This is a genomic window from Gelidimonas denitrificans (assembly GCF_055694065.1).
Genome location: NZ_CM146350.1, coordinates 1,879,149 through 1,895,220, shown reverse-complemented (window position 1 = coordinate 1,895,220; position 16,072 = coordinate 1,879,149). Strand labels below are relative to the sequence as shown.

Here is a 16,072-nt window from a genome sequence, read left to right as displayed (position 1 = left end):
CCTGAACACGGAAACCGGTTTGCAGGTCTAGATTGAAACTACTGAGATGAGGTAGAAACTATTTTCTCATTCTCACGCACATCACTGCCCCGGACTTGCGTGAAATCAAAATCCCGCTTGTTTACCGTCTAGCCCGGCGAGAAGGGGTTGCTTTTGCACATGATGGTCCCGCGTCGCAATGCCAATATTGCGCCATAATTAAAAACCAACTAAACACTGCCAAGAGAAAAATGGACAACATCAATATTATTGCGGCCGTTGTTTTCGCTATCGCATTGGTTCATACCTTTGCCGCAAAATACTTCGGACGTCTTGTCGATCATCATCCCAAACATGCCGGCTTGTTTCATCTGCTGGGCGAAATCGAAGTGGTTTTCGGATTCTGGGCCTTTATCCTACTTGTCATCATGGCGCTGGCCGTGGGCGGAACCGAGGCCATTGAATACGCAGAATCGCGCCAATATACGGAACCCATGTTCGTGTTCGTCGTCATGGTAGTGGCGGCGTCGCGGCCGGTTTTAGAAACGGTGAAGGGCCTGGTGGCCGCGATCGCGGCGCTGGTTCCGGTGAATTCGGCTGTCGCCAGTGTCTGGCTTGGTTTGGCGCTGGTGCCGCTGATCGGCTCGCTGATTACGGAGCCTGCCGCCATGACGCTGGCTGCGCTTATTTTAGCGCCGCAGGTTTTTCGGCAAGGGATTCCTGAATGGCTGAAATACGGCGCTCTCGGCGTGCTCTTCGTGAACATATCCATCGGCGGCACCTTAACTTCGTTTGCCGCACCGCCGGTACTGATGGTGGCAGCCACTTGGCAATGGGATAGCCTTTTCATGGCAACCCATTTTGGCTGGAAAGCCTGCCTCTCGGTCATTATCAACGCGACCGTCATCACCTTTTTGTTACGCAGTCATGTCGCCAACGCAAAACAGGATCGCGCTGCCGATACGGAAATCGCAGTGCCATGGCTGGTGCGTGCCATTCATCTCTCTTTTTTGGCCGCCGTCGTTATCTTTGCGCATCATCCGGTGGTGTTCGTCGGGCTTTTTCTTTTCTTCATGGGATTCACCCAAGCCTACGCACAATATCAAAACCCGCTGATCCTGAAAGAGGGCCTGCTGGTCGGTTTCTTTCTTGCCGGTTTGGTGGTTCTGGGAGGGCTGCAACAGTGGTGGCTGCAGCCGATTGTCTCCAGCCTTGAACCGACTGCGCTGTTCTTTGGCGCACTGGGATTGACCGCCATTACCGACAATGCGGCGCTGACTTATCTGGGTTCATTGATCGAGGGCATGTCCGATCAAGCCAAATACATGCTGGTTGCCGGCGCTGTGGCCGGCGGCGGCCTCACCGTAATTGCAAACGCCCCCAACCCTGCCGGCGTGGCATTGCTGCGCAGCGGCTTCAATGATGCGTCTATCGGAGCCGGTGGCCTGTTGCTGGGCGCACTATTGCCAACGATGGTGGCGGCGCTTTTCTTCCTGCTGTAGCCGGTTCTTGTCGCGTCCGGGCCCGTTGGGAGCCGGACATCAAGCCGTTACCGAAATCCCGTTAGTCTGCGATTGGGTCGAATCCTGCTCAGATTTTCCGTATGCTTCTAACAACTGCATCACCATCTTCTTGACAGCGGCATTGCTGTCTTCCGTGTCGGTGGAGGATGTGCTGTCGGTGCTGCTATCGGCTTGCAGCGATGCCAGCAATTCCTGCATGCTGACCTCGCCATCCTGATTGGTGTCGGCCGCATCGTAGATTGTGCTTGCAGAACTGGCGCTGCTGTCGGACTCGCCGCTAGAGGCGGATGGTGGCGGTGGCGCTCCTCGTGCCGATTGCACGCCGGAGCTGTTTTCGATTGCGGTGCTGGCGTCGCTGGTGTTGCTCTTACTTCGTATGTTTGGGCGAACGTGCAAGCGACCGGCGAAAGCGGCATGGCAGCCGCAGTCGGCAGTTGCATTTTGGTTCTTTGATTTAGTGACTGGTTTTCCCGGCCCTTCGGGGCCGGACGATCAAGGCAAAAACAATTGCAAGGGCGATGGCCATCATTGCCGTGCCGGCGGTGAGCGCGGCCGCAACTTGATGCGCGAGTATCTCCCCGACGTCGAGCCTGCCGCTGCCGGCGGCCGTGAATACGACCACGAGCACGCCGAATCCGAGTGATCCGCCGAGCTGGTGAGCGACATTCACGAGCCCGGAGGCAGCACCGGCGTCTTCGGCGGCGACCCCCGCGACGCCTGCGACGGTCAGCGGGCCGAGCGAAAGGCCTTGGCCGATGCCGATCAAGATCATCGGCAGTGCGACGCCAGTGAGGTAGGCCGTGTCGACCGAGACGCGGCTGAGCCAGGCCATTCCGATCAGCGCAAGTGTGAGCCCTGTTGCGAGCACGCGTCCGTTGCCCATCCGCTTCGTCAGCATCGGGGTGGCGATGGCGGCCGCGAAGTTGGGGAGGGTCGTCGGCAAGAAGGCCAGCCCAGCCTCGGAAGGGCGGTAACCGAGCACACCCTGGAGGAACTGGGTCGTGAAGAACCAGAAGCCGACCATGGCGCCAAGAAAGAGGAGGCGGGCGGCGTAGGCGGCAGTGCGCTCGCGGCTCGCGAACAGGCGCAGCGGCATGATCGGCTGCCGTGCCCGCGATTCGATGAAAGCGAACAGGACAAGCAGCATGACGCCCGCTGCGAGCGTCGCGACCGTGACGCCATCACTCCAGCCGGCAGTCGCCGAGCGGACGATGCCGTAGACGAGCGAGGTCATGCCCACGGTCGAGCTGAGCGCGCCGGCGAGGTCGAACGCGCCGGAATGCTGCTCTGTCTCGGCGATATAGCGCTTCGTGGCGAGCACCAAGGCGATCCCGATCGGCACGTTGATGAAGAACCCGACGCGCCATGAGAGCCAGTCCGCGAGGACGCCGCCGAGGACAAGGCCGATGCTGGCGCCGACACCGGCGGTGGCGGCGTAGTAGGCGACCGCGCGCGTGCGTTCGGGCCCCTCACGAAAATTCGTCGATAGCAAGGCCAGCGACGAAGGAGCCAGGATCGCAGCGCCGACACCTTGAACTGCGCGGGCGCAAATCAGCCAGGAAGATGACTGTGCCATACCAATAGCGAGCGATGCGGCGGTGAAGAGCGCCAGTCCAACGACAAACAGGCGGCGTCGCCCCAGGATGTCGCCGGCGCGCGCGCTGAGCAAGAGCAAGCCGCCGAAGGCGAGCGTATAGGCGTTCTGCACCCAGGAAAGCCCGGTGTCCGAGAAGTTGAGACCGCCCCGGATCTTCGGCAGCGCTGTGATGACGATCGAGATGTCGAGCACGATCATCAGGTAGCTGACGAGGATGATGGCAAGCACGGGTGCAGTGCGAACGCGCGTGCCGGCATGCAGGCACGCCTGGAGGGATGCGCGGTTTGTCATGGCGTCTCCTGGTGGGATGCGTGCAAGGGCGGTCTCGGACGACTACGACGCCGACCGGCACTCAGCCGTTGGAAGCGGCCGCCCGCGGGATCCGGCCCGTCACCGGGTACTGTGGATCGGTGAACCCTGGTGTGGACGGGTGTCCCGGCGGCACGAGTCTGTCGACCAGCGCCTCGTCTTCCGACGTGAACGGGGTGTTCAGCGCTTCCAGGTAATCTTTCCACTGCTCCAGGGTACGCGGCCCCGCGATGACGGAATTCACTAAGACATTGTTAAGCACCCAGTTGAGCGCGAAATGCGATACCTTCCCGTCGCGCGCGTCTGCATGCGCTTTGATCTCTTGCGCTAGTCGGATGGACTCCGGCCGCAGCTCCGTCTGCAAAGTGCGTCGGTCATTGCGCGCGGCGCGGCTGCCTTCTGGTAGTTTGTCGATGCTCGCGTACTTTCCCGTGAGGACACCGCGGGCGAGGGGGCTGTAGGGAACCACACCGACACCGTAAAATTCGCATGCGGGAAGGAGTTCGAGCTCGGGCATCCGGTTCATCGCGTTGTACTGCGGTTGGCTCGCCGCCGGCGCATCGATGCCGAACTCCTTGCAAAGACGAACCACTTCTGCCAAACGCCAGGCGCGAAAGTTTGAAACACCGAAATAGCGGATCTTGCCTTGATGGATCAGGTCGGCCAGCGCGTGCACTGTCTCTTCCAGCGGCGTGGTGGCATCGTCGCGATGGAGGTAATAGAGGTCGATGTAGTCGGTGCCGAGCCGGCGCAGGCTCTGCTCCGCGGCACGCATCAGGTACTTGCGGGACAGATCGCCTGGAAGCGTGGAGTCGACCGGGTAGCCGACTTTGGTGGCAATGACCCAGCGATCCCGGTCGGCCTTCACCGCCCGGCCGACGATCTCCTCCGACTTGCCGCCGCTGTACGCGTCGGCTGTGTCGATGAAGTTCACGCCGGCCTCCCTTGCCTTGTCGACTATGCCCCTGGACGTGTCCTCGTCGGTCTGGTCGCCGAACATCATCGCTCCCAGGCAAAGTTGAGATACTTTCAGGCCGCTGCGGCCCAGTCTGCGATATTCCATGTGTTACTCCTGGTTGCTAAGATTGCTTGCTTCCGAGCAGCTGCTCGCACAACGGCCGACATCGCGTTCGGTCAACCGATTCGTTTCGAGAGCTGCGGACGTTCCCACACATCGCCGAAGGCCTGTTGCGCGGCGGTGAGAGTCTTATCGGCATTCATTTCCAATTCTCCTTACGCGCCGGCCGCTGTCGCCATCAGCCCTTTAGCGACGCCATATCGATGACAAAGCGGTACTTCACGTCGCTCTTCTGCATGCGCTCATACGCTGCGTTGATGTCCTGAATCTTGATCACTTCGATGTCTGAGGTGATGCCGTGCTTGCCGCAGAAATCGAGCATTTCCTGGGTCTCTGCGATGCCGCCGATGAGCGAGCCCGCCACCGATTTGCGCCCCAACACCAATGGAGCGGAATTCAGCATGGGATCAAGCTCACCCAAGTAGCCGACCAGCACCAGCGTTCCGTCCAGCGACAGTGTCGGCACATACGGGTTGAGATCGTGAACATAGGGCACGGTGTCGATGATCAGGTCGAACCGCCCCTTCACCGCAGCCATTTGTTCTGCGTCGGTGGACAGCACGATATTGTCCGCGCCCAAGCGCCGCGCATCCTGCTCCTTCCCAGGCGAGCGGGTGAACAGCGTGACGTCGGCACCCAGGCCTTTCGCCAGTTTCAGCGCCATATGGCCCAGCCCGCCCAAGCCGATGACCGCGACCTTGCTGCCCGCGCCCACCTTCCAGCGGCGCAGCGGCGACCAGGTAGTGATCCCCGCGCACAGCAGCGGTGCGGCCGCCGCCAGATCCAGGCCTTCGGGAATCTTCAGCACGAATTTTTCCGACACGACGATCTTCTCGGAGTACCCGCCGAAAGTCGGCAGGTGGTCGTGACGATCAACCCCGTTATAGGTGAGTGTCGGGGACTCGTCGCAATACTGTTCCAGCCCGCGTGCGCACGCCGCGCAGTGCTGGCAGGAGTCGACCATGCAACCGACGCCGACATGGTCGCCCTGTTTGAAGCGCCCCACATCCGCCCCCACACTGATCACGCGACCAATGATTTCATGGCCGGGCACAACCGGGTACATCGTGTTACCCCAGTCATTTCGCGCGTTATGCAGGTCTGAGTGGCATACGCCACAGTAGAGGATTTCGATGACCACGTCGGTTGCACGCTGTTGCCGCTGCTCGAAGCGAAAGGGGGCCAGGTCGTCCGTGGCCGAGTGTGCGGCGTAACCAAGTACATTCATAGTTTTTCCTCATTCATGCTGTTTAGAATTGGGCGCCAGTGCTGGCACCTGTTGGCCTCGCCGGCGTAACTCAGCGGTCGATCAGCTTCATGCGGTCTTCCGAAAGCCGCGCTCCTTGTACCCGTGATCTTCGAATATGCTGACTCGATCTCACGGAGGTCGTCGGCTGTCAGTTCGATATCGGCCGCAGCGACGTTCTGTTCCATACGAGCGAGCTTGCGGGTGCCCATGGCTGCTCACTTTACCGCGTCGGGTGGCCTTTGATAAGACGATATAATCGGCATAGGCTTATGAGTGGAATTCATGAATGGCGCGCGAAAATTTTAACGATCTCCTTGCCTTCGTCACGGTAGCACGCGAAGGGAGCTTCACCAGAGCAGCTGCGCAGCTTGGGGTGTCCCAGTCGGCGTTGAGCCACACCATCCGTGGCTTGGAGGCAAGATTGGGGCTTCGCCTGCTGACAAGGACCACGCGCAGCGTTGCTCCCACCGAGGCGGGAGAACGCCTGTTCAGAACGGCGGCGCCCCGCCTCGACGAGATTGCGGCTGAGGTGGCAGCCTTAAGTGAACTTCGGGACAAGCCAGCAGGCAACATACGCATCACGGCTGCGGAGCATGCAGCAAACACCGTCCTTTGGCCCAAGTTGGCCCAATTCCTGCCGCAGTATCCGGACATTAAGGTCGAGATCGCCGTCAACTATGGTCTGATAGACATCGTCGCCGAGCGCTACGACGCCGGCGTACGCCTCGGCGATCAGGTGGCCAAGGACATGATCGCGGTGCGCATCGCGCCGGACTTGCGCATGGCCGTGGTTGGGTCTCCGACCTACTTTTCAAAGCGGCCGCCGCCCCAGGCACCGCAGGACTTGGCGGCGCACGACTGCATTAATCTGCGGCTGCCAACCTATGGCGGCCTTTATGCTTGGGAATTCGAGAAAGACGGCCATGAACTGAACGTGCGCGTTCAAGGCCGGTTGGTATTTAACAGCAGTCCTCCGATCCTCAGAGCGGCACTGGCCGGATTCGGCATGGCCTACGTACCTGAGGATATGGCTCAGAAACATATCGCCGAAGGACATCTCAGGCGGGTGCTCGAAGAATGGTGTCCGGCTTTTCCAGGCTACCACCTCTACTATCCGAGCCGCCGCCAATCCTCGCCGGCTTTTGCTTTGCTGATTGATGCGCTGCGCTACCGGGCTTGACGCCGCGCCAGCTGCCAGTGGCAAACACGAGGGTATCGTTGGCCGTTGCAATCCGGCGCATTCGAATCCGCCATCAATCCGGGATTGCATTGGCGCATTTGCCGCCAATGCAACCTTCGTCGAATGTGCATTACAGAGCGGCGACTACTGCACGCCGCGATGTCTGGCAGGAATCGCTGCTGCACAATTTTTAGTGGGGTATACAGTAAAACATGCAGTTTTACGCTTATTTTAATTGCGTATTATAAAAATACAATGGCATGTATTTAATCTTGCAAATCGTCCTGAGCCTCTTTTAACGCGCTTTCAGTCCCGCCACGAGTTTCACGACCGCCTCGAACAGCGGGTGGCCGTTCGTCGCGAATGCGTCGCAGACGGTCAGGTGATTTTCGGTGGCTAGCGCGATATTGCCGAGGTGGCTGGCTTTCCAGGTTTGACCGATCAACGCATTTTGCCGTTTGAATTCATCCGACTCGCCGCCGCCGACCGCGCTCAGGAAAGGCGTGTGATGCGCTTGCGGCAGCCAGGCTGGCGACAGCAGGGCGGCGCGCTGTGCGGTCAGTTGCAAATCTGCATTGACAAAATCGGCGTGCAGCAGCGGGTCCAGATCATAGACGCCGGACAGCAGCACGCCGCCCTTGATCAGGTCTGCCGGCAGTTCCGGGTCGAATGCCGGCCAGAGGGCCGCCATCATCATCGCCGCCAGATGCGCGCCGGCCGAATGGCCGACAACTACAATCCGTTGCGGGTCGAAATCGTATTGCTCGGCACGCCGGTACAACCAGGCCAGTGCGCGTAGCTGCTGGCGCGTGATGTCTTCGATGGTAGCGTGCGGCGCCAGCGTGTAATTGAGCAGCGCGACATTCAAGCCGGCTTCCAGATAGGGCGGGGCGATGAAGGAGAAATTCGCTTTGTCCAGCGAACGCCACCAGCCGCCGTGGATGAATACCAGCAGCGGTGCGCCACCCCGCGTGGCCGGGAAAAAATCCAGCCGTTCGCCGGCCGACTCGCCATAAGGGAGGTCGTATAAGCCGAGTTTGGTGCGTCGCACATGGGCCGAATCGCGGACCCAGCGGGTAAAGATGCGGGAATGCTCGGGAATCATCGCGCGCGCGTTGTATTGCTGAGTGTAATATTCTGTCGGGTTTTTCATGGCAAGGGTTTGGTCGGGACCAGGGCGGTGTAGGGTTCAAGACCGCAAGGATAACGCATTGCCACATCGGTATTTGCAGTTTGACGCACTTGCCCAGCTTGCCTACACTAGCCGTCTGCCGGTATTACTTAACAGCAAACCCGGTTCGCAGCCGCGACCGGGATCACTAACCACCCATCATTCCATGTCAACATTTGCCAAGATCAATTCCACCTTCGATATCGCGCTGTCTTCGCAGTTGGACGCCGCCATCAACAACAAGACCAAGCCGCTCGGCAGTCTGGGTTTGCTCGAAGCGCTCGCCAAACAGTTGGGGCTGATTCAGCAGACCACGCAGCCGGCCATACGCCAGCCGGCGATCATCGTGTTCGCCGCCGATCATGGCGTCACTGCGGAAAATATTTCAGCCTTTCCGCAAAGCGTGACGTGGCAGATGGTGGAGAATTTTTTGACGCAAGGTGCTGCCATCAACGTCTTTGCGCGCCAGAACGGGTGCGCGCTGCAGATCGTCGACGCCGGCGTGAATCACGATTTCGGGCCGCGTGACGGCTTGATCGACCGTAAAGTTGCGCTTGGCACCCGCAATTTCGCCCGGCAGGCGGCGATGAGCGCAGACGAGTGTATGAAAGCGATGCAGCACGGCCGTGCGCTGGTGGCTGCGCTGGACGGCAATGTGGTCGGCTTCGGTGAAATGGGCATCGGCAACACCACTGCCGGCGCTGCGCTGATGCACAAGATGAGCGGCATCCCGGTAGCCGATTGCGTCGGCGCCGGCACTGGTCTGGCCCCTGGCGGCATTCAACACAAGCGCGATGTGATTGAGCAGGCGGTCGCATTCCACGCCGGCGTGCAGGAGCCGCTGGACGTGCTCGCCACTTTCGGCGGTTTCGAGATCGCGATGATGGTTGGCGCGATGCTGGGAGCGGCTGAACGCCGCATGACAGTGCTGATCGATGGCTTTATCGTCACTTCGGCCTTGCTGGTGGCGGCGCGGCTGCAACCGGCACTGCTGGACTATTGCGTGTTTGCGCATTGCTCCAACGAGGGCGGGCACCCGCGCATGCTGGCCCATCTGGGCGTCAAACCATTGCTGCAGCTGGATTTGCGGCTGGGCGAGGGCACCGGCGCTGCGTTGGCCTTGCCGTTGCTGCAAGCGGCGGCCAATTTCCTGTGCCAGATGGCGACTTTCGCATCGGCGCAGGTCAGCGAAAAAACGAAATAATGAAATAAATCCCTCCCGATGCCATCCACTGCATACCCGCCGCCAGGCTTGATTAATCGCTGCCTGCATCAATTGCGGCTGTTCTTCATCGCGCTGCAATTCTTCACGCGCATACCGATTCCGCGCTGGGTCGGGTTTGAGCCAGACTGGCTACAGCACGCGGTGCGCTATTTCCCCGCCGTCGGCTGGGTGGTGGCGGCAGTTACCGCCGCCGTGTACGCGTTGTCGGCGCTGCTGTGGCCGCAAGCGGTGGCAGTGCTGTTGTCGACCATCGCCGGGATTTATCTGACCGGCGCTTTTCATGAAGACGGTTTTGCCGATGTCTGCGACGGCTTTGGCGGCGGCCTCACGCAGCAGAGGGTGCTGGAAATCATGAAGGATTCCCGCGTCGGCGCATACGGCGCAATCGGCATCGCGCTGTTGCTGGCGCTCAAATGCGTGCTGCTCTCCAGCCTGCCGGGCGCGAGTGTCGTGATTGCGCTGCTGCTGGGACACACTTTGTCGCGCCTATTGGCGACTACGTTGATCTGGCGGCTGCAGTACGCAAAGGCAGAAGGCAAGGCCAAGCCGTTAGCACAAGAAATGTCATCTGCCGAATTTTTGATTGCAGCGCTGACAGTTGCGCTGCCGGCGGCCATCGCGCTGGGGTTAGGCTGGGTCGGCTGGATCGCGTGGCAAGCGCTGCTGGCCGGCGCAATCTGTGCGGCGCTGGTAACGGTTTTTCTGGCGCGCAAGTTCGTCCAGCGTATCGGCGGCTATACCGGCGATTGCCTGGGTGCGGTGCAGCAAGTGGCCGAAGTCGCGTTTTATCTCGGCCTGCTGGCCGTCGTGGCATAAGCAGAAGTTAGGCCATGCGCATTTATCTGATTCGCCATCCTCGACCAGAAGGTGCGCTTGATATGTGCTACGGCCGCAGCGATCTGACAGTATCCAGCCAGGAACAAGCCACAACGCTGGCGGCATTGCTGCCGCAACTGCAAGCGTTGCCGCCGACGACGCCGATCTTCAGCAGTCCTTTATTACGTTGCGCGACGCTGGCGCAGCAATTATCCGCAGCACGCGGCGCTGCTGCACCGCAGTTAGATGCCCGACTGGCGGAAATGAATTTTGGAGATTGGGAAATGCGCGCCTGGGATGCAATTGCGCGGGGTGAAATCGACGCCTGGGCCGCAGACCTGATCCACTATCGCCCCGGCGGCGGCGAAAGCGTGCTGCAGGTAACCACGCGGGTACAAGCCTTTTATGCTGATCTGGCGCGCTTGCCGTTTGAATCCGCAATCGTGCTGTGCCATGCCGGCACCATTCGCCTATCGCTGGCTTGCCAACCGGGCCGGTCGATGGAAGACATCGCCGCCGTTGCCGCCGGCAGCGCGCACCAAATCGTTTACGGCGCGCTATTCGTGCTGGACTGGCCGTAGGCCGGTTTTTGATAGAGCGCTGCGATCAGGTGCGGTAAGGCATTTCATGTAAAAATGGCCGTTCCGCAACTTTTACTTATCTGCCATGACTACAGACGCGCTCCACTTCAACGACATGCAAGAATCCTATCTGCCCGGCCACCTCGGAGTAGAAATCCTCAGCGTCAATAATGAAGGGGTTGACGCCAGAATGGCGATCAAGCAGCATCATCTGGCCCCCAACGGTTATCTGCACGCCGCTTCGGTAGTGCTGCTGGCCGACACCTGCTGCGGCTACGGCTGCATCGCCAATCTGCCGCAAGGTGCGCAAAGCTTTACCACGATCGAGCTCAAAAGCAACCACTTAGGCACCGCCCGCGACGGTGTCATCCACTGCAAGGCAAGCCCGGTCCATCTCGGAAAAACCACCCAAGTCTGGGACGCCACCGTCACCAGCGAAGCCGGCAAAACCATCGCGCTGTTTCGCTGTACCCAGATGGTGTTGTGGCCGAAGTGATCTTGTGAAGTAGCTCAAACATACTGAATAATGTATTTTTAAAGGCGCAATGAATATATGCGGGAATCGGTAGGCAGACTCAACTACAAAGTGCAACCGTATCTAATTTTTAGCGGGAGTATCTTCAAGGCGAAGAATACTTCATGGGTGTTTTGTAGCCCAGACATTTTCTTGGCCTGTAGTTCGGTTTGTCCAGCATCGATGCCACCTCCTCGTAACTGACCAGTTAGAAATTTGTCTTCTTCGGATGGTACTGACGGGCCAAACCATTGGTGTTTTCGTTGCGGCCGCGTTCCCAGGGGCTGAAATGGTTTTATGGCACAAGCGGACGGACTCGTTCATGCGCGCCAGTGTACCGGCAACCTGCTCGGGCGATAAACCTTGTTGCAAACCATCTGTGACTTTGCCCCATAGTGCATTGCCGGCCACGAGCGTGCGCGCACGTTGGTGCGACTGGAAGAATAGCCGCCTTGAATCCTTGCTGCAGCTGCGTTTGAATCAACGCACGATCTTTCAGCGTGATGTGATTGCATTTTTTTGCCATGCAACATCTTTTCATAAAAAATGTTGCACTTAGAGTTCGAGCGCGCCGATGATAAAGATAGTAGAATTTTTAAAAAATATTTTTATATATTTAATTTTCATGAACATACTTATAATTTTATGTCATATATAAACATTATTCTAAAAATATAAATTAATTTTTAATAAATAATTTAGAGCGATCCGATTATTCTACACATCATTACTCGATTCCATATAGTTTAAAAAATTCCTCAGAATTTTTATTGTCAATAAGTATAGAATGCATAGATGTATCACCAAAAAAATCTTTCTTACAAACTAATCGCGTAATTAATTTTTTTTGCTTAACAATTTCCAGTGTCGCGTCTCCTTTAACCGGGTCGCCTAAAACATAGCTAACACCATTATTTTTAAACCAAATTTCTGTCGATGAGCCACTTGCGCCTAGCACGTCGGCACGGCTAAATGTATTAGCTGAATCATGTTCTGCAACTTTGTAACTTAACTCAATTAATTTAGGTATTCCAAAGCGGTACTCCAAATAAGCTGGATGGCTTCCTTTAGGGGAAGCACAAAATGAAATTATTTTCTTTCCCGTTGAGCAAGAAAATAAAATTTCTTCGTTTTTATTACAATTAGATGTTTGAGATTCTGCGTAAGCAGTACTCATCGATAATATAAATGTCAATAGTAAAGAAATATTGCGAGACATTTTCATATTTTTATTTAAAGGCAGGGTAGGTTAAATTATTGAAATTATTTTGTCGGTGGCTTAGGTGAAGCTTCCCAGAATTTATTTTACTTGTAACACTTTCAATAATTTCATTTGTTGATCCTTTATCCGCAATTTTGTAAATTTTATTGGATAGCCAAAACCATACAGCTGAACGAACATTGTATGGAAATTCTTTTATCTTCTCTGGATTTCTTTCGAAATTAGGACTTGTCCCAGACCAATATATTTTGTAGTCTTTTTCAAATGCAGAATAATTGTTCTTAAATGTGAGTTGGAATATCCCCCTGCCTCTATATTTCCAGCCATCACCTGTTGATGCATCTCCGTTTCCTTCTCTATCTCCATAAGCGTGGTTAGCAATAGCTTCCTGATTAGCTAATTGCAGAGGTTTTTTCTTATTGTGGGGATCATCAATGCGCGCGTCTCGTTGCGCTTCTACAGGATGCATTCGGTAATATCTAAAGGGATGCAATGCACTTAATTTGTAGTTTAAATTTTCTTCATTTGCCTTCAATGATGCCCCAGCTTCCTCTCGTACTTGTGCAAAAAAATGCGCCCGCCGTAAGATCGTATCTAATTTATATTTAGGTAGATCTGTATTTAATTCATCTGCGATACTCTTAAGATAATCTCCCAAGGCAGCAGGAAATATTTTTTTAAGCTGATCTACTGTGATCTTATCCGGCACCGGTCTGTCTGTGTGGTGTTCAGGTTCTCTCCGTGCATTCGATACTTGGCTTGGATTAACACCTTGATTGTCTTTTGGCGATTGTCCGGGTGCTGGAATGTATTGAGCTGTTGAAAGTGCTGGTGCCACTTCGGACGACATGCGCGGCGCTGCTGTCGGGTGTTTTTCTTCAGGTGCCGAACTAACAGGGTGTGGATACGTTTGGCTAGTGTGCTTGAAAGTCTTCATACGCTCATATATAAGCTGCGGTTGGTCGATTTTCGGCACAACTGTATCTATTAACTTATAGCTTTTGTTTTTCTTTGACCACGCATAAATCTTCACTGAGCCTGTTCTGTTAGGCTCGATTTGCACTGAATACTGACTAATAGTAGTTATCCCGGATTTTTCTTGACCTTCAAATACGACTTTGTATTTGATTCCGTCCATTGGCTCCAAATACCGATTCACAAAACTGATCATAATTTTGCCAGGTACAGGGGTAGGCTTTGGTTTGTTGAATATATCGAAAAAGTTTTTCCAGTTACTCATTGTTCACCACCACTTAAATCAGCATCATTTTTATCGTTGTGAACGTATGGAGCCCATTCATTCTCACCAACAATAATTTCCAGTTCTTCTGCTATTTCAGTAAAAACACGTACTGATTTGGCAGATGAATCAATTATGCCCTGGGCCAATATTTGGCCTTTTGCACCTTTTGCACCTTTTGCACCTTTTGTCCATATTTCATAATGCGCTCCGATCAATTCTGGATCGTTATATAGCATCTTGCCTACATCGATCTGCTGACTAAATTTTTGTTTGTCAGGTGTGGCACCGACAAAGCCACCCGGCAGTGGTGCGAACCCCGCCGTCTTACTACTCCCGCCCCCAAACGCATGGACACCGCCCTTAACCGAGAACAACCCTGGACAAGCGAACGTAATATTGCCGCCTTCGAGCGTGACGGAGGACTGTCCGGCCTGCAGCGTAATCTTCTGATTTGCCTTGATCTCGATACAGTCCTGGACACTGACCACCGTCACCGCCTGGTCCGCCAGAATCTCCAGCGCATCGGTATGCGCCTGCAGCGATACCGGCCCATTGCCGGCAATGACTTGAATCCCGCCTGCATGGGTAAACAAAGCGGAGGCGTACCCCGATACGGTCGACAGCGTCTCCGCTACGGCCCAATGGGTATCCGTCCCGCTCGTCCATTGCAGCTGCCCGCCAGCGAAGATCGCAGTCGACGCCGGGCTGGCCCAATTGATCGCCGCAGGGGACGCCATCAGTACCATCGGCGCGGCGAACCGTTCCACCGGTTGTGCTGCATCCAGCGTGCGGTTGCCATGTGCCGCCTTCTGCGCCGACTGGCCATTGACACTGGCCGGATGCAGGCCCTTATCCTGCGGATCGGTGGCACCGATGAAATCCGCCTGCGCCTGATGGGCGTTGGCACTCGACAACGCCTTTTGCTGCGTGGCGGCATCGATCAAAGCCGTGCTTAACGCTTGCGCCCCTTTTAATTGTGCAACCGCTTCCGCCGCATCCATTTGCGTACTGGCAACGCTGGCACCCGACTGCAGCCGGGCAGCAGAAGACAACAGCACGCCATCGCCCCGCGCCCCAGGCATCCGAGCGCAGCTCGAAGCCCGCACCTAGGTACCCGACGTTTCCGAACCGGGCGCATTGCCCGACTTATCATGCAATGATGCAATGCGCCGACATTCGGTGCAATACAGCGTTGCTAGGAGAATTGCACTTTGATGCGATGGTCGCGCTCAGTAGTGATGCCTGCACCTGGCACACCGACCACCTCTGGTACACAACGGGGTAGGCGAGAACCGTTGCGTCAGCGGCACAACGAATTTGTCGACATCTTCCGGTGCTCCGGTCTTGAAGCACAATGGCATGATGTCGATCTAATCGAAAGCATTGGCTTGATATGCGCATTTATTATGATACTAGGATGCTGTATTAATTTTATTGCAAGGTAGAGATGCAAATAGTGCATGATTTATACCTATACCCCCCTATAAAATTTCATCACTACATGCAGTTTGTGCATTGACATTCGTGCCGACCGAAAAAATTGAAGGGGAGTCAAGAGCTTGCACGTTGCTCCAGCGTGGGCAGATCGTTGGACATGGCAGCGCGCTATAGCCCGCGTGATATTGAAAACCTTGGCTGCCTTGCGGTCAGACAGGCCGGAGTCTTTGATCTCCTGCCGGATTTTTGGCGTCGTACGCGCCTGCGAATGAATTCAGGAAATCATGCTTTTATTGCCTCATGTGAACAATGTTCGAGCCTGACCCGTTGTTCCGCAGCGCCGTTATGAGTTAGTCGAGAACGGCTTTTGCACGGAACAGCGGCCAGCTACGTCGAAGGACATGATCGCACGAACCTAAACAACTAAACACTTAGCTACTTCCCCCAGTTTTTTGACATCTCGCTTACGCTTCCACTCGGTATTTCCCGAATTGCCTTTGATTGGGTCGCTGGATTTCCGACCACATCGGCCCACCCATTTTTGCAGGAAGGTTCGGCTATAGTTTTTCCATCCTTGATGACCTCTAAGAGAGGGCCCCCATTTGCTGGAAAATGCAAGAGATAATTTGTTTCAGAATTTTTGAACCACACGATTGTAGCTGCATTGCTTGCATAGGTTACCTCACCCCGTTTGAATTTAAGTGGCGTGTCGGTCGCGGTTCCTTTGTAACTCAATTCAATTTTTGTGGGGGTTCCAAATCGATACTCCAAATACTCTGGCGCAGTGCCATTGTCACTGGCGCAGAGTGATACTGTCTTCTTGCCTAGGGAGCAGGAAAAGAACACAGTTTCATTTGCATTGCAAAGGCTTTTCGGGGATCCATAAGCAACATTGGCCGACGCCATTGATACGGTCATGAATAGCAATATAAGCTTAATGTTCTTCAT

At 55.7% G+C, this 16,072-nt stretch carries 15 protein-coding genes and 2 pseudogenes; 6 read left to right on the top strand and 11 right to left on the bottom strand.

Annotated features, from left to right (window positions below; translation table 11 throughout):
• The first annotated feature begins 230 nt into the window (after window positions 1-230).
• Window positions 231-1,481: a putative Na+/H+ antiporter gene (locus FKCLFG_RS08860; protein WP_472612729.1), complete on the top strand. Its 1,251-nt coding sequence runs from the start codon at window positions 231-233 to the stop codon at window positions 1,479-1,481.
• A gap of 39 nt (window positions 1,482-1,520) precedes the next feature.
• Here FKCLFG_RS08860 and FKCLFG_RS08855 read toward each other — a convergent pair whose 3' ends face one another.
• The 4 genes from FKCLFG_RS08855 to FKCLFG_RS08840 all read right to left on the bottom strand — a co-directional run bounded on the left by FKCLFG_RS08855 (window position 1,521) and on the right by FKCLFG_RS08840 (window position 5,714).
• Window positions 1,521-1,898 carry a hypothetical protein gene (locus FKCLFG_RS08855; protein WP_472612728.1) on the bottom strand — a complete coding sequence of 126 codons (378 nt, stop codon included), beginning with the start codon at window positions 1,896-1,898 and terminating at the stop codon, window positions 1,521-1,523.
• Window positions 1,899-1,956: 58 nt separating this feature from the next.
• Window positions 1,957-3,390, bottom strand: a complete 1,434-nt coding sequence (locus FKCLFG_RS08850; RefSeq protein WP_472612727.1) for an MFS transporter — start codon at window positions 3,388-3,390, stop codon at window positions 1,957-1,959.
• A gap of 61 nt (window positions 3,391-3,451) precedes the next feature.
• Entirely contained in the window at window positions 3,452-4,471 is a 1,020-nt protein-coding gene (locus tag FKCLFG_RS08845; protein ID WP_472612726.1) for an aldo/keto reductase, read from the bottom strand.
• Window positions 4,472-4,664: 193 nt separating this feature from the next.
• Window positions 4,665-5,714, bottom strand: a complete 1,050-nt coding sequence (locus FKCLFG_RS08840; protein WP_472612725.1) for an NAD(P)-dependent alcohol dehydrogenase — start codon at window positions 5,712-5,714, stop codon at window positions 4,665-4,667.
• Window positions 5,715-6,021: 307 nt separating this feature from the next.
• On the opposite strand from FKCLFG_RS08840, the gene FKCLFG_RS08835 reads away from it, so the two are divergent.
• Window positions 6,022-6,915 carry a LysR family transcriptional regulator gene (locus FKCLFG_RS08835; RefSeq protein ID WP_472612724.1) on the top strand — a complete coding sequence of 298 codons (894 nt, stop codon included), beginning with the start codon at window positions 6,022-6,024 and terminating at the stop codon, window positions 6,913-6,915.
• A gap of 295 nt (window positions 6,916-7,210) precedes the next feature.
• On the opposite strand, the gene FKCLFG_RS08830 is transcribed toward FKCLFG_RS08835, so the two are convergent.
• Window positions 7,211-8,068 carry an alpha/beta hydrolase gene (locus FKCLFG_RS08830; protein WP_472612723.1) on the bottom strand — a complete coding sequence of 286 codons (858 nt, stop codon included), beginning with the start codon at window positions 8,066-8,068 and terminating at the stop codon, window positions 7,211-7,213.
• Between the two features lie 184 nt (window positions 8,069-8,252).
• On the opposite strand from FKCLFG_RS08830, the gene cobT reads away from it, so the two are divergent.
• From cobT to FKCLFG_RS08810, 4 genes are all read left to right on the top strand, one after another.
• The gene (gene cobT / locus FKCLFG_RS08825) at window positions 8,253-9,290 is read left to right on the top strand and encodes a nicotinate-nucleotide--dimethylbenzimidazole phosphoribosyltransferase (RefSeq protein ID WP_472612722.1); all 1,038 of its coding nucleotides are present in this window, start codon (window positions 8,253-8,255) and stop codon (window positions 9,288-9,290) included.
• Window positions 9,291-9,308: 18 nt separating this feature from the next.
• Complete coding sequence (locus tag FKCLFG_RS08820; protein ID WP_472612721.1) at window positions 9,309-10,127, top strand: adenosylcobinamide-GDP ribazoletransferase; 819 nt, start codon at window positions 9,309-9,311, stop codon at window positions 10,125-10,127.
• 14 nt (window positions 10,128-10,141) lie between these two features.
• On the top strand, window positions 10,142-10,708 hold the full coding sequence (locus tag FKCLFG_RS08815; protein ID WP_472612720.1) for a histidine phosphatase family protein: 567 nt from the start codon (window positions 10,142-10,144) through the stop codon (window positions 10,706-10,708).
• A gap of 85 nt (window positions 10,709-10,793) precedes the next feature.
• The gene (locus FKCLFG_RS08810) at window positions 10,794-11,204 is read left to right on the top strand and encodes a PaaI family thioesterase (protein ID WP_472612719.1); all 411 of its coding nucleotides are present in this window, start codon (window positions 10,794-10,796) and stop codon (window positions 11,202-11,204) included.
• A 124-nt stretch (window positions 11,205-11,328) separates the two neighbouring features.
• Here the strand turns inward: FKCLFG_RS08810 and FKCLFG_RS08805 are convergent.
• From FKCLFG_RS08805 to FKCLFG_RS08780, 6 genes and pseudogenes are all read right to left on the bottom strand, one after another.
• Window positions 11,329-11,508 (bottom strand): annotated as a pseudogene (locus FKCLFG_RS08805) (IS30 family transposase); the annotation flags it as partial.
• A gap of 441 nt (window positions 11,509-11,949) precedes the next feature.
• On the bottom strand, window positions 11,950-12,441 hold the full coding sequence (locus FKCLFG_RS08800; RefSeq protein WP_472612718.1) for a hypothetical protein: 492 nt from the start codon (window positions 12,439-12,441) through the stop codon (window positions 11,950-11,952).
• Between the two features lie 10 nt (window positions 12,442-12,451).
• Window positions 12,452-13,684 (bottom strand): glycoside hydrolase family 19 protein, encoded by a 1,233-nt coding sequence (locus FKCLFG_RS08795; protein WP_472612717.1) that lies wholly within the window; start codon window positions 13,682-13,684, stop codon window positions 12,452-12,454.
• Window positions 13,681-14,688: a DUF2345 domain-containing protein gene (locus tag FKCLFG_RS08790; protein WP_472612716.1), complete on the bottom strand. Its 1,008-nt coding sequence runs from the start codon at window positions 14,686-14,688 to the stop codon at window positions 13,681-13,683. Before FKCLFG_RS08790 ends, FKCLFG_RS08795 begins: the two co-directional genes overlap by 4 nt.
• Before the next feature lie 584 nt (window positions 14,689-15,272).
• Window positions 15,273-15,398: pseudogene (locus FKCLFG_RS08785) on the bottom strand (IS481 family transposase); the annotation flags it as partial.
• A 161-nt stretch (window positions 15,399-15,559) separates the two neighbouring features.
• Window positions 15,560-16,072, bottom strand: a complete 513-nt coding sequence (locus tag FKCLFG_RS08780) for a hypothetical protein (protein ID WP_472612715.1) — start codon at window positions 16,070-16,072, stop codon at window positions 15,560-15,562.